Source organism: Ideonella alba (assembly GCF_018069845.1).
GTDB classification, from domain to species: domain Bacteria; phylum Pseudomonadota; class Gammaproteobacteria; order Burkholderiales; family Burkholderiaceae_C; genus Ideonella; species Ideonella alba.
This window is the reverse complement of record NZ_JAGQDD010000003.1, coordinates 22156-41643: the sequence shown is the minus strand read 5'-3', so window position 1 is coordinate 41643 and position 19488 is coordinate 22156. Positions and strand designations below refer to the sequence as shown.

General features: G+C 72.3%; 18 protein-coding genes. 14 read left to right on the top strand and 4 right to left on the bottom strand.

Going from position 1 to position 19488, the window contains the following annotated elements; all coding sequences use genetic code 11:
• Positions 1 to 8 precede the first annotated feature (8 nt).
• The 4 genes from KAK03_RS06000 to KAK03_RS05985 are packed head-to-tail and all read left to right on the top strand — an operon-like array spanning position 9 to position 3736.
• Positions 9 to 230 carry a DUF350 domain-containing protein gene (locus tag KAK03_RS06000; RefSeq protein ID WP_210852380.1) on the top strand — a complete coding sequence of 74 codons (222 nt, stop codon included), beginning with the start codon at positions 9 to 11 and terminating at the stop codon, positions 228 to 230.
• Entirely contained in the window at positions 230 to 1789 is a 1560-nt protein-coding gene (locus KAK03_RS05995; protein WP_210852378.1) for a polyamine aminopropyltransferase, read from the top strand. Before KAK03_RS06000 ends, KAK03_RS05995 begins: the two co-directional genes overlap by 1 nt.
• Positions 1786 to 3387, top strand: a complete 1602-nt coding sequence (locus KAK03_RS05990) for a flavin monoamine oxidase family protein (RefSeq protein WP_210852376.1) — start codon at positions 1786 to 1788, stop codon at positions 3385 to 3387. The genes KAK03_RS05995 and KAK03_RS05990 overlap by 4 nt, the downstream gene beginning before the upstream one ends.
• A 22-nt stretch (positions 3388 to 3409) precedes the next feature.
• The gene (locus KAK03_RS05985) at positions 3410 to 3736 is read left to right on the top strand and encodes a hypothetical protein (RefSeq protein ID WP_210852367.1); all 327 of its coding nucleotides are present in this window, start codon (positions 3410 to 3412) and stop codon (positions 3734 to 3736) included.
• Here KAK03_RS05985 and murU read toward each other — a convergent pair.
• Positions 3714 to 4439, bottom strand: a complete 726-nt coding sequence (gene murU, locus KAK03_RS05980; protein WP_210852365.1) for an N-acetylmuramate alpha-1-phosphate uridylyltransferase MurU — start codon at positions 4437 to 4439, stop codon at positions 3714 to 3716. The two genes, KAK03_RS05985 and murU, sit on opposite strands and share 23 nt — an antisense overlap.
• A gap of 31 nt (positions 4440 to 4470) precedes the next feature.
• Complete coding sequence (locus tag KAK03_RS05975; RefSeq protein ID WP_210852363.1) at positions 4471 to 5451, bottom strand: lipase family protein; 981 nt, start codon at positions 5449 to 5451, stop codon at positions 4471 to 4473.
• 101 nt (positions 5452 to 5552) lie between these two features.
• On the opposite strand from KAK03_RS05975, the gene KAK03_RS05970 reads away from it, so the two are divergent.
• Positions 5553 to 5870 (top strand): DUF2322 family protein, encoded by a 318-nt coding sequence (locus tag KAK03_RS05970; protein ID WP_210852361.1) that lies wholly within the window; start codon positions 5553 to 5555, stop codon positions 5868 to 5870.
• Here KAK03_RS05970 and KAK03_RS05965 read toward each other — a convergent pair whose 3' ends face one another.
• The gene (locus KAK03_RS05965; protein ID WP_310738491.1) at positions 5871 to 7139 is read right to left on the bottom strand and encodes a M16 family metallopeptidase; all 1269 of its coding nucleotides are present in this window, start codon (positions 7137 to 7139) and stop codon (positions 5871 to 5873) included.
• A gap of 166 nt (positions 7140 to 7305) precedes the next feature.
• Between KAK03_RS05965 and KAK03_RS05960 the strand changes: the two genes are divergently transcribed.
• From KAK03_RS05960 to KAK03_RS05935, 6 genes are all read left to right on the top strand, one after another.
• Entirely contained in the window at positions 7306 to 9609 is a 2304-nt protein-coding gene (locus KAK03_RS05960) for an NADP-dependent malic enzyme (protein ID WP_210852357.1), read from the top strand.
• 88 nt (positions 9610 to 9697) lie between these two features.
• Positions 9698 to 10798, top strand: coding sequence for a ComEC/Rec2 family competence protein (locus KAK03_RS05955; RefSeq protein WP_210852356.1), 1101 nt, complete (start codon positions 9698 to 9700; stop codon positions 10796 to 10798).
• Positions 10799 to 10886: 88 nt separating this feature from the next.
• Positions 10887 to 12317, top strand: a complete 1431-nt coding sequence (gene pyk, locus KAK03_RS05950) for a pyruvate kinase (protein ID WP_210852354.1) — start codon at positions 10887 to 10889, stop codon at positions 12315 to 12317.
• A gap of 122 nt (positions 12318 to 12439) precedes the next feature.
• Positions 12440 to 13504 (top strand): class II fructose-bisphosphate aldolase, encoded by a 1065-nt coding sequence (fba, locus tag KAK03_RS05945; RefSeq protein ID WP_210852352.1) that lies wholly within the window; start codon positions 12440 to 12442, stop codon positions 13502 to 13504.
• A 104-nt stretch (positions 13505 to 13608) separates the two neighbouring features.
• Positions 13609 to 14505, top strand: coding sequence for a phosphoribosylaminoimidazolesuccinocarboxamide synthase (locus KAK03_RS05940; RefSeq protein WP_210852350.1), 897 nt, complete (start codon positions 13609 to 13611; stop codon positions 14503 to 14505).
• Between the two features lie 32 nt (positions 14506 to 14537).
• Positions 14538 to 15638 (top strand): hypothetical protein, encoded by a 1101-nt coding sequence (locus KAK03_RS05935; RefSeq protein WP_210852348.1) that lies wholly within the window; start codon positions 14538 to 14540, stop codon positions 15636 to 15638.
• A 29-nt stretch (positions 15639 to 15667) separates the two neighbouring features.
• Here the strand turns inward: KAK03_RS05935 and KAK03_RS05930 are convergent, their stop codons facing one another.
• Positions 15668 to 16630: a tetratricopeptide repeat protein gene (locus KAK03_RS05930; protein WP_210852346.1), complete on the bottom strand. Its 963-nt coding sequence runs from the start codon at positions 16628 to 16630 to the stop codon at positions 15668 to 15670.
• A 139-nt stretch (positions 16631 to 16769) separates the two neighbouring features.
• Between KAK03_RS05930 and purE the strand changes: the two genes are divergently transcribed.
• The 3 genes from purE to KAK03_RS05915 all read left to right on the top strand — a co-directional run bounded on the left by purE (position 16770) and on the right by KAK03_RS05915 (position 19486).
• The gene (gene purE / locus KAK03_RS05925; RefSeq protein WP_210852997.1) at positions 16770 to 17234 is read left to right on the top strand and encodes a 5-(carboxyamino)imidazole ribonucleotide mutase; all 465 of its coding nucleotides are present in this window, start codon (positions 16770 to 16772) and stop codon (positions 17232 to 17234) included.
• A gap of 81 nt (positions 17235 to 17315) precedes the next feature.
• A complete protein-coding gene (locus KAK03_RS05920) occupies positions 17316 to 18488 on the top strand; it encodes a 5-(carboxyamino)imidazole ribonucleotide synthase (protein WP_210852344.1) in 1173 nt (390 codons plus the stop codon).
• A gap of 5 nt (positions 18489 to 18493) precedes the next feature.
• Positions 18494 to 19486 (top strand): L-threonylcarbamoyladenylate synthase, encoded by a 993-nt coding sequence (locus KAK03_RS05915; protein WP_210852342.1) that lies wholly within the window; start codon positions 18494 to 18496, stop codon positions 19484 to 19486.
• The last annotated feature ends 2 nt before the right edge of the window (positions 19487 to 19488 follow it).

The following is a 19488-nucleotide window of genomic DNA, read 5'->3' as shown; positions in this document are numbered from 1 at the left end:
GAAGCCCGATGGAAATTGATGCCCTGAAACCCGCGGTGATGCTGGCCTCGGTGGTCTATGCCGTGATCGGCGTGGTCGTGCTGTGGCTGGCCTTCGTCGTCATCGACAAGCTCACGCCCTACCAGCTGTGGGAGGAGATCGTCGAGAAGAAGAACCTGGCGCTGGCGCTGGTGGTGGCGGCGATGTTCATCGCCATCGGCCTGATCGTCGCGGCCGCGATCCACGGCTAGTGACTGCGGATCGCGCCGCAGCGCGCGTCCATCCGGCCGAGCTGCTGCTGCTGGCCTCGGTCTTCGTCGTCGCCGCCTGCGGGCTGGTGTACGAGCTGGCCGCGGGCGCGCTGGCCAGCTACCTGCTGGGCGACTCGGTGCTGCAGTTCAGCACCGTGATCGGCGCCTACCTGTTCGCGATGGGGCTGGGCAGCTGGCTGAGCCGCTACGTCGAGCGTGAGCTGGTGGCGGTGTTCCTGCGCGTGGAGCTGCTGGTGGGGGCGATCGGCGGGGGCATGCCGGCGGCGCTGTTCGTCGCGCACTCCAGCCTGCCGGCCAGCGCCAGCGCCGAATTCCGGGTGCTGCTGTACGGCCTGGTGGGCGTGATCGGCGTGCTGGTGGGGCTGGAGATCCCGCTGGTGATGCGCCTGCTCAAGCGCCAGTTCAGCGAGCGCTACGTGCTGCGGGACCTGGTCTCGCAGGTGCTGACCTTCGACTACCTGGGCGCGCTGGTGGTGGCGGTGGCCTTTCCGCTGCTGCTGGTGCCGCACCTGGGCCTGATCCGCACGGGCCTGTTCTTCGGCCTGCTCAATGCGGCGGTGGCGGTGTGGGCGCTGTGGCTGTTCCGCGCCGAGCTGCCGCACTGGCGCCGCACCGCGCTGGCCTGCGCGGTGGTGGTGGCGCTGCTGCTGGCCGGCTTCGCCGGCGCGAACCGCCTGACCACCTGGGCCGAGGACCGCTTCTACGGCGAGCAGACGATCTACCGCGAGACCAGCCCCTACCAGCGCGTGGTGGTCACGCAAGGACCGGCGGGCACGCGGCTGTTCCTCAACGGCAACCTGCAGTTCCACTCGCGCGACGAGTACCGCTACCACGAGGCCCTGGTGCACCCCGCGCTGGCCGCGCAGGGGGCGCCGCGGCGGGTGCTGATCCTGGGCGGCGGCGACGGCATGGCGCTGCGCGAGGTGCTCAAGCACCCGTCGGTGGAGCAGGTCACGCTGGTCGAGCTGGACCCGCGCATGACCCAGCTGTTCCGCGACGAGCCTCGGCTGGCGGCGCTCAATGCCCATGCGCTGTCCTCGCCCAAGCTGCGCCTGGTGAATGCCGACGCCTTCACCTGGCTGGAGAGCCACGACGAGGTGTTCGACGCGATCGTCATCGACTTCCCCGACCCCACCAACTTCGCGATCGGCAAGCTCTACAGCACCAGCTTCTACACCCTGGTCGACCAGCACCTGGCGGCCGGCGGCTATGCGGTGGTGCAGACCACCTCGCCGCTGATCGCGCGCCAGAGCTTCTGGACCGTGGTGGCCACGATCGAGGCGGTGGGCCTGGGCGCCACGCCTTACCACGCCCATGTGCCCAGCTTCGGCGAGTGGGGCTTCGTGCTGGCCAGCCGCCGGCCCTGGCGGGCACCGACCGCGCTGCCGCCGGGCCTGCGCTTCCTGAGCCTGGACGGCCTGCCGGCGCTGTTCCACTTCCCGCCCGACATGGCGCGGGTGGACGCCGAGCCCAACCGCCTGTCCACCCAGGGCCTGGTCCACACCTTCGAGGCCGAGTGGGGACGGGTGCACCAGTGAGACGCCGCGCGCTGCTGTCCGCCGGCGCCGCCGCCGCGCTGGCCGGCTGCCTGCCCGCGCCCGAGGTGCTGCTCGCCAGCCGCTGGGTGGGCGTGGCGCCCGAGCGTGGCCACCGGCTGCGCGCGCCGCGGCCCGCCCGCGCCGACGGGCCGCTGCGCCGCGTGGGCGCGCTGGTGCTGGGCGGTGGTGTGTCGGGTCTGGCGGCGCTGCGGGCGCTGGTGGAAGGCGGCGTCGACGACGCCCAGCTGCTGGAACTGGATGACGCGGTGGGCGGCAACAGCCGCGGCCACACGCTGGCCGGCAGCGGCTGCCCGATGGGCGCGCATTACCTGCCGGTGCCTGGCGCCGCGGCGCCCGAGGTGCGCGAGTGGCTGCAGCAGATCGGCCTGTTGCGCATGACGCCCCGCGGCCTGCAGCCGGACGAGCGCCACCTGTGCCACGCGCCGCAGGAGCGCCTGTTCATCGACGGCGCCTGGCAGGACGGCCTGCTGCCCTCGGCCGAGGGCCGGCCGGCCACGCGGGCGCAGTACCGGCGCTTCGCCCAGGCCGTGGCCGAGGCGCAGCGCGCACTGCCGTTCGCGATGCCCACCACCGGCCTGGCCTGGCAGCCCGGACATGCGGCGCTCGACGCACAGCGCTTCGACCAGTGGCTGCAGGCGCAGGGCCTGGACGACAGCCGCCTGCTGGGCCACCTCGACTACTGCTGCCGCGACGACTACGGCGCCGGCATCGCCAGCGTCTCGGCCTGGGCCGGGCTGCACTACTTCGCCAGCCGCCACGGCTTTGCGGCGCCGGGCGAGGAGGCGGCCGAGCGCGACGCGGTCTTCACCTGGCCCGAGGGCAACGCGGCCCTGGTGCGCGCGCTGGCCACGCCGCTGGCGCCGCGCCTGCACCTGGGCCGCACCGTGCTGGCGGTCGAGGTGGGCCGCCACGCGGTGCAGGTGCAGGCCTGGAACGAGGCGCAGGACGCGCCCGAGCGCTGGCAGGCCGAGCGGGTGGTGGTGGCGCTGCCGCTGCACGTGGCCCAGCACCTGGTGCAGGGCCTGGACGCGCCGCGCCAGCGCGCGCTGCGTGAGACCGCGCTGGCCACGCGCCACGCGCCCTGGCTGGTGGCCAACCTGCAGCTGGACGCCTGGCCGCTGGCGCGCACCGGCGCACCGCTGGCCTGGGACAACGTGCCCTTCCTGCCGGCCGGGCGCTCACCGATGCTGGGCTATGTGCATGCGCGCCATCAGTCGCTGCGCACGGACGCCGCCGCCGAGCCTCCGGTGATCACGGCCTACCTGGCGCTGCCCGAGACCGAGCGCGGCCGGTTGCTGAGCGGCTCGGCCGCCGACTGGACCGCCGAGGTGCTGGCCCACCTGGCGCCGCTGCACCCCGACCTGGCCCAGCGCCTGCGCCAGGCCGACCTCACGCGCTGGGGCCATGCGATGGCCATCCCGGCGCCCGGCGTGGCGGGCCAGCCGGCCCGGCGCGCGCTGCGCGAGCCGGAGGGCCGCGTGGCCTTCGTCCACACCGATCTGGCGGGCTATTCGGTGTTCGAGGAGGCCTTCACCTTGGGGGCCCGGGCCGGTCGGACGCTGGCGCGCCTTGGGTAGACTGGTGCGCAGGGAGTCTCGAATGAATATCTTCAAATGGGGTCTGGGCGGACTGCTCGTGGCCTTCTTGCTGCTCAGCGCCTGGCGCTGGCGCGATGCGGCCTGGCTGGCCCCGCTGATCGGCCGCAGCGCGCCGCCGCCCAAGGCCATCGTCTTCGACAACGGCACGGTGCGGGCGCAGCCGGCCTCCGAGGCGGCGTCGGCCGAGGTGATCGCCCTGCCGGTGCCCGGCGGCATGCGCAAGTGCGTGAAGCGCGGCGAGGTGATCTACACCGACCGCCCCTGCCCGCACGGCATGAAGGAAGCCGACATCGACAGCAGCCGCTTCAACCCGGTGCCGGGTCGCTGAGCGCCTGCAGCGCCGCCAGCTGCGCGGGCGTGCCCACGTTCTCCCACGCGCCGCTCAGCACCCGGCCGCCCAGGCGGCCGCGCGCGGCGCTGGCGAACAGCAGCGGCCCCAGCGCCGCGCGGGTGCCGGCCGCCACGCCGTCCACCAGCCGGGGCCGGCACAGCGCCAGGTTGGCATAGGTCCAGGGGCGGGGTTCGTCGCGGGTCAGGCGCTCGCCGGCCAGCGCGAAGTCGCCGCGGGTGTTGAAGCCGGGATTGGGCACCACCCACAGCCAGGCGTCGTCGTCGCTGGCCGCGAAGCCCTCGGCCTGTGCGGCGTCGAAGCGGAAGTCCGGGCACCAGATGTCGCCCGAAACCACCCAGAAGGGCTCGTCGCCGCGCGGCGCCAGCCAGGGCAGGGCGGTGGCGATGCCGCCCGCGGTTTCCAGCGCGCCGCCCCAGGCCTGGCCCTCCATCGAGTAGTGGATGCGCAGACCCCAGCGGCTGCCATCGCCCAGCGTGGCCGGGAATTGGTCCTCCAGCCAGGCGGTGTTGATCACCACCTCGCGCACACCGGCCTGGGCCAGCGCCTGCAGGTGGTGGGCGATCAGCGGCTGGCCGCGCACGGGCAGCAGCGGCTTGGGGCAGGTGTCGGTCAGCGGGCGCATGCGCTCGCCGCGGCCGGCGGCGAGGATCAGCGCGCGCGGCGGCGCGGCAGGGCTCATGCGGCCAGTGTAGGGGCCGCGGCGGCGCGCTTCAGCCGCGCAGCGCGCTGAGGTAGTTGTCCGGCGTGTGGTCGCTCAGCAGCCGGGTGGCGATCTGGCCGGTGAAGAGCCAGCTGAGCTTGCGCAGCGGGCCGTCCTGGGTCAACGCGTCGAACTGGTCCTGGCGCACCTGGGCGTCGGTGGCGCCAGGGCAGGGCCGCCCCAGGCGGTCGATGTAGAGCCGCTGGCCGGCGTGCTGGTAGCCCTGCGGCGCGCGCGCCAGCACCTCGGCCGGGTCCCAGCCGGCGTGGCCGCCCCAGCCGTCGGCCATGGCCATCGCGGCGCGTGCTGCGGTGGTCGACCACAGCGCCTGCCAGCCGCTGCTGGGCGGCAGCGTGCCCTCGTGGCCCGGCGGCACCATCGGCACCAGGTCGATCGCCTGCACGATGCGGGTGTGGCGCTCGCCTAGGCGAGCGTCCAGCGTGCGCGCGAAGACGGCGTCGCCCACCCGCGGGCAGCCGATCGTGACCAGGCGGTCGGCGCCCCAGGCCGAAGCCAGCAGCACCGCCAGCGCGCCACCCAGGCTGTGGCCGCAGATCAGCAGGCGCCGCTCGGGCCGCAGCGCCGCCAGCGCCGGACCGACCTTGGCATGCGTCAGCACCTTGTGCGCGGCCAGCGCGAAGCCGCTGTGCACCTGCGCCCCGGGCACCGCGGCCCACTGGCGGGTCCAGGCCATGGCGTCGATCAGCACGTCGCGCCGCCAGGGCTGGGTGCCGCGCAGCGCGGCGATCAGCCAGCCGTCGGCGTGGGTGGCCAGCAGGCCCTGGGTGTCGGTGGCGGGGTCGTCGAAGAACAGCGCCTCCTGGGCGCCGATCGCCGCCAGGGCACGCGCGCGTGCGCCGGCATCGCCCAGGTAGGCGATGCGCGCCGCCGCGGCGCCCAGCAGCTCGACCGAGGGCCGGGCAGGCAGCGTCGGCATCGGGCGGCGTTCGGGGTGGAACAGGGCGCCAGGGTCGCGGGTGTAGTCGGGCATGGGCATCTCCTGGGTGCGATCTTGCCGCGTCCGCGCTGCCTTGGCACTCCAGCGGGTGCGGGGGATACAGTGCCGGCTGTGTCCCTTGACGTTCGCGCACCATGGCCTTTGCCGACACCTTGAAGACCCTGCCCAGCGTTGCCCACCTGGCGGCGCTGCACCTGATCGACGCTGAGGGCCACACCGTGGCCGTGATCGAAAACCGCCCCGGCCAGGCCGGCTCGGTGGCGGTCTACCACGCGCTGTCGCAGCGCCATGGCGGGTGCATCGACGCCGCCGCCGCGGCAGAAGGCCTGCTGCTGTACGGCGAGCACACCGAGGACGCGCGCCAGCGCCCCGGCGCCCACCCCAACATCGACCGCCTGCTGGCGCTGCTGGGCAGCACGCAGGTGCTGCAGGTGCGTCTGATCAGCGCCTGATCAGACGCCGAACCAGGGCGCTGCCTGCTCGCGCAGCCGCTGCGGCACGCTGCCGGCCACACCCACCGCGGCGCGCCCGGCCTGCTGCTGGCGGAACACCGCCTGCACCTGGGCGGGCGTCACCGCGTCCAGGCGTTCCAGCCACTCGCCGTCGGCACGCAGCCGGCCCAGCGTGAACAGCTCCTGCACCGCCTGCTCCAGGCGGCGCGCCGGCTGTTCCTGCTGGCGCAGCGCGCGCAGCCGCAGCTGCTGGCGGGCGCGCGCCAGCTCGGGCGCCTTCGGGCGCGTTTCGGCGTGGCGGCGCAGCAGCGTGGCCACCGCGTCCAGGTATTCCAGCGACTGCGACGGGCTGGTGGCCGCCTCGACGATGAACTGGCCACCAAAGGGCAGCAGGTCGGCCGAGCAGGCCACGTGGTAGGCCAGGCCGCGGCGTTCGCGCACTTCATCCAGCAGCGGCGAGCTCATGCCCTCGCCCAGCAGCGCGGCGGCCAGCACATGGGCCAGGTGGCGGTCGTCGTCGGGCGTGGGGGCCGGGTAGCCCAGGACCAGCTGCGTCTGCGAACTGCCGCCCAGCCGGTACTGGCGCCAGCCGCCCTGCCAGGGTGCGCGCGGCAGCGGCTGCGGCGTGCCGGCGGGCATGGCCCCGAAATGCCGCTCGACCAGCGGCACCAGCGTGTCCAGATCCACCGGCCCGGCCGCGGCCACCACCACCTCGCTGGCCACATACTGGGTCTGCAGGTAGGCCAGCAGGTCGGCGCGCGTCAGGCGCTCGATCGTCGCGCGCTGGCCGATCACCGGGCGCGCCGCCGGGTGCATCGCGCCGTAGCAGGCGCGGTCGAAGGCCAGGAAGGCCATCGTCACCGGGTCTTCCTCGACCTCGGTCAGCTCGTGCAGGATCACCTGGCGCTCGCGTTCCAGCTCGTCCTCGGGCACGCTGGGGTGCAGGATGATGTCGGCCAGCAGTTCCACGAACAGCGGCAGGTCGGCCGCCAGGCCGTCCAGGTGGTAGGCGGTGTGGTCCTTGTCGGTGTGGGCGTTGAGCTCGGCCCCCAGCGCCTCGGCGGCCAGGTTGATCGCCTGGCAGCTGCGTGTGGGCGTGCCCTTGAAGGCCATGTGCTCGACCACATGGCTGATGCCGGCCCAGCGGCGCGGCTCGTGCAGGCTGCCGCTGCGGATGAAGACCGACAGCGACAGCGTCTGGCGCCAGGACATGGGCAGGGCCAGCACCCGCAGGCCATTGGCCAGGGTGCTGTGCTGGGTGGGGGACACGGCAGGGCTCGTCACCCGCCGCACTGTGCCAGATGAGGCCCGCTGGGGCCGAACGCAGGGGCATCGTTCCATGCGAATTCCGCATAGATGGGGCGATTTTCTTGCGCCTGGTGGAATGCAACCGCACCATACGCAAGATTCAACCCATTCAATCGAGGAGACTGCGATGCCCCCCCACGACCTCTCGCCCGCCGAACAGGCGCTGCGTGACGCCGCCCTGGAATACCACCGTGCGCCGACGCGGGGCAAGATCGCCGTCACCCCCACCAAGCCGCTGTCCAACCAGCGCGACCTGAGCCTGGCCTACTCGCCCGGCGTGGCCTATGCCTGCCTGGCGATCGAGGAAGACCCGTCGCTGGCGGCCGACTACACCTCGCGCGCCAACCTGGTGGGCGTGGTCACCAACGGCACCGCGGTGCTGGGCCTGGGCAACATCGGGCCGCTGGCCGGCAAGCCGGTGATGGAAGGCAAGGGCTGCCTGTTCAAGAAGTTCGCCGGCATCGATGTGTTCGACATCGAGCTGGCCGAGCACGACCCCGACAAGCTCGTCGAGATCATCGCCGCGATGGAGCCCACGCTGGGCGGCATCAACCTCGAGGACATCAAGGCGCCCGAGTGCTTCTACATCGAGAAGAAGCTGCGCGAGCGCCTCTCCATCCCGGTCTTCCACGACGACCAGCACGGCACCGCGATCATCTCGGCGGCGGCGCTGCTCAACGGCCTGGAACTGGTGGGCAAGCAGATCGACCAGGTCAAGCTGGCGGTCTCGGGCGCCGGTGCAGCGGCCATCGCCTGCCTGGACCTGATGGTGCAGCTGGGCGTGCAGCCCGCCAACATCTTCGTCTGTGATTCGAAAGGCGTGATCCGCGAGGGCCGCGGCGACAGGCTGGATGAATCCAAGCAGCGCTACTGCCAGAAGACCAGCGCCACCACGCTGGCCGAGGTGGTGGCCGGCGCCGACGTCTTCCTGGGCTGCTCCACCGCCGGCGTGCTGACGCCCGAGATGGTCACGACCATGGCGTCGCAGCCGCTGATCCTGGCGTTGGCCAACCCCGAGCCCGAGATCCGCCCCGAGCTGGCCAAGGCCGCGCGGCCGGATTGCATCATCGCCACCGGCCGCTCGGACTACCCCAACCAGGTCAACAACGTCCTGTGCTTCCCCTACATCTTCCGCGGCGCGCTGGACTGCGGCGCCAGCCGCATCACCGAGGCGATGAAGCTGGCCTGCGTGCGCGAGATCGCCGCGCTGGCCAAGGCCGAGGCGAGTGACGAGGTGGCCGCCGCCTACGCCGGCAAGACGCTGCGCTTCGGCCCCGAGTACCTGATCCCCACGCCTTTCGACGCCCGGCTGATCCTGCGCATCGCGCCGGCCGTGGCCAAGGCCGCGCAGGAGTCCGGCGTGGCCACGCGGCCGATCACTGATCTGGACGCCTACCGCCAGTCGCTCAGCCGCTTCGTCTCGCAGACCGGCATGCTGATGCGGCCGGTGTTCATGGCCGCCAAGGCCGCGCCGGCGCGCGTGATCTACGCCGAGGGCGAGGACGAGCGCGTGCTGCGCGCGGTGCAGGTGGTGCTGGACGAAGGCCTGGCCAAGCCCATCCTGGTGGGCCGTCCGGCGGTGATCGCGATGCGCATCGAGCGCGCCGGCCTGCGCCTGCAGCCCGGCGTCGACTTCGAGGTGGTCAACCCCGAGGACGACCCGCGCTACCGCGCCTGCTGGGAGGACTACCACCGGCTGATGGCGCGCGAGGGCGTGTCGGCCGAGGCCGCCAAGGCCGCGCTGCGCCGCTCCAACACGCTGATCGCCGCGATGCTGCTGCGCCGCGGCGACGCCGACGCGATGCTGTGCGGCCTGGTCGGGCGCTTCGACGCCCATTTCGAGCATGTGCAGGCGGTGATCGGTGCACGCCCCGGCGCCCAGGTGCTGGCGACGATGAACGCCATCATGCTGGACCAGCACACGCTGTTCATCGCCGACACCTTCGTCAACGAGCAGCCCTCGGCCGAGGCCCTGGCCGAGATCGCCCAGATGGCCGCCGACGAGGTGCAGCGCTTCGGCCTGCCGCCCAAGGTGGCCTTCCTGAGCCATTCCATGTATGGCAGCTCCAAGCGCGAGAGTGCCCGGCGCATGCGTGCGGCGCGCGACCTGTTCGTGCAGCGCGCACCGCAGATCGAGTGCGACGGCGAGATGCATGGCGACGCCGCGCTGTCCGAGACCATCCGCCAGGCGGTGCTGCCCGACTCGACGCTGCATGGCTCGGCCAATGTGCTGGTGCTGCCCAACATCGATGCCGCCAACATCCTGTTCAACGTGCTGAAGGTCACCGGCGGCCACGGCGTCACCGTGGGCCCGATCCTGCTGGGCGCAGCCGCCCCGGCGCACATCCTGACGCCCTCGGCGACGATGCGCCGCGTGGTCAACATGACGGCGCTGGCCGTGGCCGACGTGGCGGCGGCGCGCACGCGCTGAGCGAGGCCTCCTCCAGCCGGGGGATGGCGGCCGCCAGGCGGGTGGCGCACAGTGCAGCCCGGCCCCCGGCGGGTCTGGGAGAGACCGCATGAAGCGCTCGATGGGACTGGAGATGCTGCCCGCGCTGCACGGCGATGCGCTGCTGCTGCGCTGGCATGACGGCCGCCGCCCACGCCAACTGCTGGTCGACGGTGGCCCGATCGGCGCCTATGGCGCGCTGCGCGCCGCGATCGATGCGCTGCCCGGGCAGCGGCTCGAACTGGTGGTGCTCAGCCATGTCGACACCGACCATGTCGACGGCCTGCTGCGCCTGTTCGCCGAGCCCACGCCCTGGCCGTTCAGCGTGGCCGATGTCTGGTTCAACGGCTGGACCCACCTGATCGAGGCGGGCGCCCAGGAGCGGCTGGGCGGCAAGCAGGGCGAGTTCTTCGCCGCGCTGATCCAGCAGCGCCTGCCGCCTGACACTTGGAATCGGGCCTTTGGCGGCCATGCCGTGCGGGTGCCCGCCACCGGTGCGCTGCCCGAGGTGACACTGCCCGGCGGCCTGAAACTGACCCTGCTGTCGCCCACCGATGAGGGTCTGGTGGCGCTGCACCGCGCCTGGCGCACCGACCTGAAGGGCCAGGTCGTGCCCGGCGACTTCGACAGCGCCTGGGCGGCGCTGGCCACCCAATCACGCTACCTGCCCGAGGCCGGGCTGCTCGGCGGCGGCGCGACCACCCGCCCGGCGGGGTCGACCCGGCTGGACGCCGCGCCCGCCAATGGCTCCAGCATCGCCTTCCTCGCCGAGTTCGGCCGGCGCAGCGCCCTGCTGCTGGCCGATGCCCATGCGCCGGTGGTCTGCGCCTCGATCCGCCGCCTGCTGGCAACGCGTGGCCAGTCGCGGCTGCGCGTTGACGCGATGAAGCTGGCGCACCACGGCAGCCGCGGCAACACCACCGCCGAGCTGATGGCCCTGGTCGAGTGCCCGCGCTACCTGGTCAGCACCAACGGCGACCTCTTCGGCCACCCGGACGAGGAGGCGCTGGCCTGCATCCTGGCGTCCTCGCAGCCGGCGCGGGTGCAGCTGTGCTTCAACCACCTCAGCGACACCACCCGCGCCTGGGCCGATCCGGCGCGCCAGCAGCGCCTGGGCTACGACGCGCTCTTTCCGGCCCCGGGCACCGAAGGGCTGGCCGTGCACTGGTAACTGCGTCGTACCTGTCTCTGCGGATAATGGCCGCATCACACCACACACGGCGCGGCACAACGCCCTCGCGCCACAGGAGACCTGCCCCATGCCCCGCGCCACCAAGATCGTCGCCACCCTCGGCCCTGCGTCCAGTGACCGCGAGGTGCTGGAGCGGCTGCTGCGCGCCGGCGTCGACGTGGTGCGGCTGAACTTCAGCCACGGCAAGGCCCAGGACCACATCGACCGCGCGACGCTGGTGCGCGAGGTGGCCGCGCAGGTGGGCAAGCCGGTGGCGCTGATGGCCGACCTGCAGGGCCCGAAGATCCGCGTCGGCAAGTTCGCCGAGGGCAAGGTGATGCTGGTCAACGGCCAGTCCTTCGTGCTGGACGCCGCGCGCACCGAGCCCGGCGACCTGGGCGGCGTGGGCCTGGACTACAAGGAACTGCCGCGCGATGTGAAGCCCGGCGACACGCTGCTGCTCAACGACGGCCTGATCGTGCTGACGGTCGAGGCGGTCAAGGGCGAGCAGGTCCACACCATCGTCAAAATCGGCGGCGAGCTCAGCAACAACAAGGGCATCAACAAGCAGGGCGGCGGCCTGACCGCGCCGGCCCTGACCGCCAAGGACATGGAAGACATCAAGACCGCGATGTCCTTCCAGTGCGACTACCTGGCGGTGAGCTTCCCGAAGAACGCCACCGACATGGAGATGGCGCGCCAGCTGGCCAACGTGGCCGGCGAGCCCTACCGCCACAAGCCGGCGATGATCGCCAAGATCGAGCGCTACGAGGCCATCCCCCACCTCGAGTCCATCCTCAAGGCCTCGGACGGCATCATGGTGGCGCGCGGCGACCTGGCGGTCGAGGTGGGCAACGCCGCGGTGCCGGCGCTGCAGAAGAAGATGATCCGCATGGCGCGCGAGATGGACAAGATCACCATCACCGCCACGCAGATGATGGAGTCGATGATCCAGAACCCGGTGCCCACCCGCGCCGAGGTCTCGGACGTGGCCAATGCGGTGCTCGACGGCACCGACGCGGTGATGCTCAGCGCCGAGACCGCGGCCGGCAAGTACCCGGTCGAGACGGTCGAGCAGATGCACCTGATCGCGCTGGAGGCCGAACGCGCCGAGGACGTGCGCCTGGACGCCAACTTCAGCGACCGCACCTTCGCCCGCATCGACCAGTCGATCGCGATGGGCGCGCTGTTCACCGCCCATCACCTGGGCTGCAAGGCCATCGTCGCGCTGACCGAATCGGGCTCCACCGCGCTGTGGATGAGCCGGCACAACATCCACGTGCCGATCTTCGGCCTGACCACGCAGCCGCGCTCGGTGGCGCGCATGGCGCTCTACCGCAATGTGCGGCCGCTGCAGATGGAGAGCTTCACCGACCGCGACGCCGCGCTGGTGGCGGCCGAGCGCATCCTGGTGGGGCGCGGCATCCTGCGCCCGGGCGACACCTATGCCATCACCTGCGGTGAGCCGATGGGCTACCCCGGCGGTACCAACATGCTGAAGGTGTGTCGCGTCGGTTGATGCGCCACCAGGGTCGGGGACAGTCCGGCGACAGGGTGCGGGTCTAGAATTCGGCGAGTTACGGCGCGGTTACATCGACAGCGCGCCGCAGAGTTTTTCCACTTCCCCCTGAGGACGCTCCCATGGCTCTCGTCTCGATGCGCCAACTGCTGGACCACGCTGCCGAAAACGGCTACGGGATTCCGGCCTTCAACGTCAACAACCTGGAGCAGGTGCAGGCCGTGATGGCCGCCGCCGACGAGGTCGGTGCGCCGGTCATCCTGCAGGCCAGCGCCGGTGCGCGCAAGTACGCGGGCGAGCCCTTCATCAAGCACCTGATCCAGGCCGCGGCCGAGATGTACCCGCACATCCCGCTGGTGATGCACCAGGACCATGGCACCAGCCCCAAGGTGTGTGCCGGCGCGATCGACCTGGGCTTCGGCTCGGTGATGATGGATGGCTCGCTGCGCGAGGATGGCAAGACCCCGGCCGACTTCGCTTACAACGTCGAGGTCACCCGCCAGGTGGTCGCGATGTCGCACAAGGTGGGCGTCACCGTCGAGGGTGAGCTGGGCTGCCTGGGCTCGCTGGAAACCGGCGAGGCCGGCGAGGAAGACGGCATCGGCGCGGTCGGCAAGCTCGACCACAGCCAGATGCTGACCGACCCGGAAGAGGCCGCCCGCTTCGTCCAGGAAACCCAGCTGGATGCGCTGGCCATCGCCATCGGCACCAGCCACGGCGCCTACAAGTTCACCCGCCCGCCCACCGGCGACGTGCTGGCGATCAGCCGCGTCAAGGAAATCCACGCGCGCATCCCCAACACCCACCTGGTGATGCACGGCTCCTCGTCGGTGCCGCAGGACCTGCTGGCCATCATCAACCAGTACGGCGGCAAGATGAAGGAAACCTACGGCGTGCCCATCGCCGAGATCCAGGAAGCCATCAAGCACGGCGTGCGCAAGATCAACATCGACACCGACATCCGCCTGGCGATGACCGGTGCGGTGCGCAAGTTCCTGGCCGAGAACCCCGACAAGTTCGACGCCCGCGAGTGGCTCAAGCCCGCCCGTGAAGCCGCCAAGGCAATCTGCAAGCAGCGCTACCTGGAATTCGGCTGCGAGGGCCAGGCCGGCAAGATCCAGGGCCTCACGCTGGTCGACATGGCGGCCCGCTACGCCAGCGGCGCGCTGGCCCAGCAGGTGCGCTGACACCCCCACGTTCTAGGGGCGTTATTCGGTGGGTCCACCCCCCTGTCCAAGGGGGGTAACGGGCTCGCCGCCTACAATCCAGGGCATCAGCCCACTGGATTGACATGGTCTCAGCGCTCCTCGAAAGCTCCCTGCATTCACTGCCCTTGCTCGCCCGCGGCAAGGTGCGTGACAACTATGCGGTCGGTGACGACCGCATCCTGATGATCGCCTCCGACCGCCTGTCGGCCTTCGACGTGGTGATGGGCGAACCCATCCCCGGCAAGGGGGCGCTGCTCACGCGCATGGCGCTGTTCTGGTTCGACCGCCTGGGCCATGTGGTGCCCCACCACCTGACCGGCGAGGACCCGCTGTCGGTGGTGGCGCCCGATGAGGTCGAGCAGGTGCGCGACCGCGCGATGCTGGTCAAGCGCCTGAAGCCGCTGCCGGTCGAGGCCGTGGTGCGCGGCTACCTGGCCGGCTCGGGCTGGAAGGAGTACCAGCAGAGCCAGTCGGTGTGTGGCGAGGCGCTGCCGGCCGGCCTGAAGAACGCGTCCAAGTTGCCGCAGCCCATCTTCACCCCGGCCACCAAGGCCGAGATGGGCGACCACGACGAGAACATCAGCTTCGAGGAGATGGTGGCCATCATCGGCCGCGACCTGGCCGAGCGCGTGCGCGCGGTGTCGATCCGCCTGTACCAGGAGGCCGCGGCCTTCGCGCTGACCAAGGGCATCATCATCGCCGACACCAAGTTCGAGTTCGGCCTCGATGCCGACGGCACGCTGACGCTGATGGACGAGGTGCTGACCCCCGATTCCTCGCGCTACTGGCCCGTCGAGGGCTACCAGGAAGGCGCGAACCCGCCCAGCTACGACAAGCAGTTCGTGCGTGACTGGCTGGAGCAGGCCACGGTGGATGGCCAGCCCTGGAACAAGACCGCCCCGGCGCCTGCGCTGCCGGCCGATGTGATCCAGCGTACCGCAGCGAAGTATCGCGAAGCGCTCGAACGCCTGACCGGCTGAAGACCGGCTCCAGGCAGGGAGGAGAGCGCCCTGTGTCCCGACTGATCGACGGTCTGGACGCGGCGATAGCCGCGTGCCGAGACCCCGCGCAGGCCGACTGCCTGCGTGCCGAGCGGGCCGCCGCCCAGGCCCGCTCGGGCCACCTGGCCGAGGCCCGCTTTGCCCTCAAGGGCCTGCGCGTGCTGACCCAGCGCCGCGGCCGCGAGGCGCTGGGCGCCTGGGTGCCCTTCCTGGCCGGCATGATCGAGCACTTCGAGGCCCTGTCCCCGCAGGCCTTCACGCATTTCGACGACGCCCGCCAGCGCGCTGCCGCCGTCGGCCTGCCGCGCCTGCAGGCCTTGTCGCTGGCCTGGATGGCGCTGTGCCACTTCAATGCCCGGCGCTTCGCGCCGATGGTCGACGCGATGGTGGCGGCCGGCCGGCTGGACACCGAGCGCGACCCGGGCGTGCAGGCCCGGCTGTGCCTGGTGCGTGCCGATGCCTCGCGCCTGGCCGGTCTGCACGAGCGGGCGCAGCGCCTGTACCTGAACGTGCGCCACTGGGCGATGTCGCAGGGCGACACCGCGATGCTCTCGGCCATGGCCCACAACCGCAACTCCGGCCAGGTCGACCGCCTGGGCCTGCTCGATGCACTGGGCGAGCGCCGCGAGGACGAGGCCCGCCGCGCGCTGCTGGAGGCCGACTCCTGCAGCCAGCTCGACCTGGGCCTGGGCAACGAGGGCCTGGGGGCCATGCCGCCGGTGATGAAGGCACGCCTGTACACCGTGCTGCAACGCTGGGGCGAGGCGGTGGCGCTCTACGACGCGGCGCTGGACGAAGCCGCCGGCTCCGGCATGGCCGGTCTGGTGCCGCACATGGGCCTGAACCGGGCCTGGTGCCGCTGGCACCTGGGTGAGCGGCAGCGGGCCGAGCAGGAAGCGCGGGCACTGGCGCCACTGGTGGACCAGCAGCCCGACGCCGACGACCGCGCCGCCGGCCACGCCCGGCTGGCGGCCTTGCTGGCGCGCTGTGGCGACAGCGCGGCCTCGGCGCATCACCAGGCGCTGGCGCAGGCGGCGCTGGAGGAATTCCAGGCCTTCCAGGCGGCGCTGGCGGCCCAGCTGGCCCAGGTGGACGCCGTGCTGGGCGACTGAGCCGCCGGTGGGCCGAGCCCGGCCCGGCCTCAGAACAAGGCCATGCTCAGCTTGCGGCGGTACTGCTCCAGCACCGGATCCACCGGCGCCACGGCGGCCTTGCCGGTCACCTCCAGCGCGCCCTTGGGGGCCTCGCCGGCGGCCGGCTTGGCGGCCGGCTTGGTCATCAGCTCGAGGATGGCCACATAGGTCTTGCGCGCGGCCTCGTCGTTCCAGGCCTTGTCGCGCATGATGATTTCCAGCAGCTCGTCCATCGCCTGGGTGAAGGCGCCCACGGCGAACAGCACCTGCGCGGCCTCGAAGCGGGCCGCGAAGTCGCGCTTGTTGGCCGCCACCGCGGCCGCCAGGGCCTCGGGCGGGCGGGCCTGCTGCGCCGCCTCGCAGGCCTTGAGCCAGTGCTCGACGGCGGCGAAGCGGCTGTCGGACAGGACCTTGGCCGCCACCGGGTCGAAGGCGGCGCGCGCCTGGGCGATGCGCGACGGGTCCTGGCGCGCCACGCCCAGCAGCACCTTCAGGTAGTCCAGCCGGGCCACGTCGTTGGACGGGTCGATGGCCACCGCCTCCTGCAGCTTGGCGATCACGCTGTCGATGTCGCCGCCCTCGGCCAGCATCGCCTCGGCCTCTTCCACCTCGGCCTCGGCCTCCAGCGCATCCTCGGTGGGCACATGCTTGCCCAGGAACTCGCGGATCTGCGGCTCGGGGATGGCGCCAACGAAGCCGTCCACCGGCTGGCCGCCGACGAACATCACGCAAAACGGGATCGAGCGCACGCCGAAGGCCTGGCTCAGCTGACCGGCGATCTCAGGCTGCTCGTCGCTGTTGAGCTTGGCCAGCGTGAAGCGGCCGGCATATTCGGTCTCGAGCTTTTCCAGGGTGGGACCCAGCGACTTGCACGGGCCGCACCAGGGCGCCCAGATGTCGAGCAGCACGGGCTGCCGGGTCGAGGCGGTGATCAGCTCGGCTTCGAAGTTCTGCAGGGTGATGTCGATCATGTCAGGGCAGGCGAAGGGGAAAACAGGGCAGACACGGTGCGGACGCACCCCGGCAACGGGCGCCAGCCTAAAATCACGGCTTTTGCCCGACGGGAGCCTTGCAGCCTTGAACAGCGCCACGCCCGTGGTCGGCATCGTCATGGGGTCGTCCAGCGACTGGGACACCATGAAGGCCGCCGCCCAGATTCTCGCCGAGTTCGGCGTGCCCCACGAGGCCCGGGTTGTCTCGGCGCACCGCATGCCCGACGACATGTTCGCCTACGCCGAGCAGGCCCGCGAGCGTGGCCTGCAGGCCATCATCGCCGGCGCCGGCGGTGCCGCCCACCTGCCCGGCATGCTGGCTGCCAAGACGCCGGTGCCGGTGCTGGGCGTGCCGGTGGCCAGCCGCCACCTGCAGGGCGTGGATTCGCTGCACTCGATCGTCCAGATGCCCAAGGGCATCCCGGTGGCCACCTTTGCCATCGGCACCGCCGGTGCGGCCAACGCGGCACTGTTCGCCGTGGCCATGCTGGCCAACCGCGACGAGGCGCTGCAGGCGAAGCTGCTGGCCTTCCGGGCCGCCCAGACCGAAGCGGCCCGGGCGATGACCCAGGATCTGACATGACGAAGCCCCCACGCTCACTGTGTTCGCTGCCCCCCGAGGGGGCGCAGGCCTCCCTTGGGGCGGCCCGGCGGGAGGCCTGACATGCGCACCACCTTGCTGCCCGGCGCGACGCTGGGCGTGATGGGCGGCGGCCAGCTGGGCCGCATGTTCGTCCACGCCGCGCAGGCGATGGGCTACCGCACCGCGGTGCTCGACCCGGACGCGGCCAGCCCGGCCGGCCTGGTGTCGCACCAGCACATCGCCACCGGCTACCTGGACGAGGCCGGCCTGGCCACGCTGGCCGATGTGGCCGATGCCATCACCACCGAATTCGAGAACGTGCCCGCCGACGCGCTGCGCGCGCTGGCCGCGCGCCGCCCGGTGGCGCCGGCCGGCGATGCGGTGGCCGTGTGCCAGGACCGTGCCGCCGAGAAGGCGCATTTCGGCGCCTCCGGCGTGCCCTGCGCGCCCTACGCCGTGATCGAGACCCCTGAGCAGCTCGCCACGGTGGCCGACGATCTGCTGCCCGGCATCCTGAAAACCGCCCGCCTGGGCTACGACGGCAAGGGCCAGGTCCGCGTGGCCGACCGCGCTGCGCTGGCGGCGGCGTGGCAGGAACTGGGCCGCGTCGCCTGCGTGCTGGAGAAGCGCCTGGCGCTGCGGCTGGAGCTCAGCGTCATCGTCGCCCGCGGCGCCGACGGCCAGGTGGTGCACTTTCCGGTGCAGCAGAACCTGCACCGCGACGGCATCCTGGCGGTGACCGAGGTGCCGGCGCCGGGGGTGTCACCCGCCCTGGCCGCGCAGGCGGTGCAGCGCGCCGGCGCCATCGCCGCCGAGATGGGCTATGTCGGCGTGCTGTGCGTCGAGTTCTTCGTGGTGGACGACGGCGCTGGCGGTCTGGCCCTGGTGGCTAACGAGATGGCGCCGCGGCCGCACAACTCCGGCCACTACACCATCGACGCCTGCGACTGCTCGCAGTTCGAGGCCCAGGTGCGCTGCATGGCCGGCCTGCCGCTGGTGGCGCCGCGCCTGCACTCGCCGGCGATCATGCTGAACCTGCTGGGCGACCTGTGGTTCGACGCCGCGGGCACCGAGCGCGAACCGGCCTGGGACGCGGTGCTGGCGCTGCCCGGCACCCACCTGCACCTGTACGGCAAGACCAGTGCCCGGCGCGGCCGCAAGATGGGTCATCTGACCATCACTGCGGCGGATGCGGCGGCGGCGCGCGCCACGGCCGAGCGCGCGGCGCAACTGCTCGGCCTGCCGCCGCTCTGACCGGCATGTCGATCCGCGACGGCAGCGATCCCGCGGTGCTGGCCGAGGCGGCCGCCCGCCTGGCCGCGGGCGAGCTGGTGGCCCTGCCCACCGAGACCGTCTACGGCCTGGGCGCCCGCGCCGATGATGACGCCGCGGTGGCCCGCATCTTCGCCGCCAAGGGCCGCCCGGCCGACCACCCGCTGATCGTGCACGTGGCCGATGCGGCGCAGGCCGGCCGCTTCGCCGCCGCCTGGCCCGCGCGTGCGGCGCGCCTGACCCAGGCCTTCTGGCCCGGGCCGCTGACGGTGATCGTGCCGCGCGCCAGCGGCCAGGCCGCCGCCGCCGCGGGGGGACAGGACAGCATCGGCCTGCGCTGCCCTTCGCACCCGGTGGCCCAGGCGCTGCTGCGCGAGGCGGCCCGGCAGGGCGTGCCGGGCGTTGCGGCGCCCAGCGCCAACCGCTTCGGCCGCGTCAGCCCCACCACCGCCGCCCATGTGGCCGGCGAGTTCGACGACACGCTGCTGATCCTCGACGGCGGTGACTGCGAGGTGGGCATTGAATCCGCCATCGTCGATTGCACCCGCGATGACCGCGCCGTGCTGCTGCGCCCGGGCGTGCTGGGTCGCGCCGCGCTGGAAGCGGTGCTGGGTGAGCCGCTGGCCGCCCCGGACGCTGCCGTGCCGCGCGCCTCGGGCACGCTGGCCTCGCACTACGCGCCGCGCGCCCGCGTGCGCCTGATGGACACCGCCCCGCTGCGTGCGGCCCTGCAGGTGCTGGGCGCCCCGGCGCGCGGGGCGCCGCCGCCCGTGGCGGTATATTCCCGCATGGTGCAGGGCCTGCCCGCCGGCCTGCCCTGGCGCCGCATGCCCGACGATGCCGTATCGGCGGCGCACGACCTGTTCGCGGCCCTGCGCGCGCTGGATGACAGCGGCGCACCGCTGATCTGGGTCGAGACGCCGCCATCCACCCCCGATTGGGAAGGCGTGCGCGACCGCTTGCAGCGGGCCGCCGCCTGACC

Bases quoted from the DNA above. Each gene is read 5' to 3' on its own strand.
- KAK03_RS06000 (WP_210852380.1), top strand. From the start codon at position 9: ATGGAAATTGATGCCCTGAAACCCGCGGTGATGCTGGCCTCGGTGGTC.
- KAK03_RS05985 (WP_210852367.1), top strand. From the start codon at position 3,410: ATGAATATCTTCAAATGGGGTCTGGGCGGACTGCTCGTGGCCTTCTTG.
- murU (WP_210852365.1), bottom strand. From the start codon at position 4,439: ATGAGCCCTGCCGCGCCGCCGCGCGCGCTGATCCTCGCCGCCGGCCGC.
- KAK03_RS05975 (WP_210852363.1), bottom strand. From the start codon at position 5,451: ATGCCCGACTACACCCGCGACCCTGGCGCCCTGTTCCACCCCGAACGC.
- KAK03_RS05970 (WP_210852361.1), top strand. From the start codon at position 5,553: ATGGCCTTTGCCGACACCTTGAAGACCCTGCCCAGCGTTGCCCACCTG.
- KAK03_RS05960 (WP_210852357.1), top strand. From the start codon at position 7,306: ATGCCCCCCCACGACCTCTCGCCCGCCGAACAGGCGCTGCGTGACGCC.
- KAK03_RS05955 (WP_210852356.1), top strand. From the start codon at position 9,698: ATGAAGCGCTCGATGGGACTGGAGATGCTGCCCGCGCTGCACGGCGAT.
- pyk (WP_210852354.1), top strand. From the start codon at position 10,887: ATGCCCCGCGCCACCAAGATCGTCGCCACCCTCGGCCCTGCGTCCAGT.
- fba (WP_210852352.1), top strand. From the start codon at position 12,440: ATGGCTCTCGTCTCGATGCGCCAACTGCTGGACCACGCTGCCGAAAAC.
- KAK03_RS05940 (WP_210852350.1), top strand. From the start codon at position 13,609: ATGGTCTCAGCGCTCCTCGAAAGCTCCCTGCATTCACTGCCCTTGCTC.
- KAK03_RS05930 (WP_210852346.1), bottom strand. From the start codon at position 16,630: ATGATCGACATCACCCTGCAGAACTTCGAAGCCGAGCTGATCACCGCC.
- purE (WP_210852997.1), top strand. From the start codon at position 16,770: ATGGGGTCGTCCAGCGACTGGGACACCATGAAGGCCGCCGCCCAGATT.
- KAK03_RS05920 (WP_210852344.1), top strand. From the start codon at position 17,316: ATGCGCACCACCTTGCTGCCCGGCGCGACGCTGGGCGTGATGGGCGGC.
- KAK03_RS05915 (WP_210852342.1), top strand. From the start codon at position 18,494: ATGTCGATCCGCGACGGCAGCGATCCCGCGGTGCTGGCCGAGGCGGCC.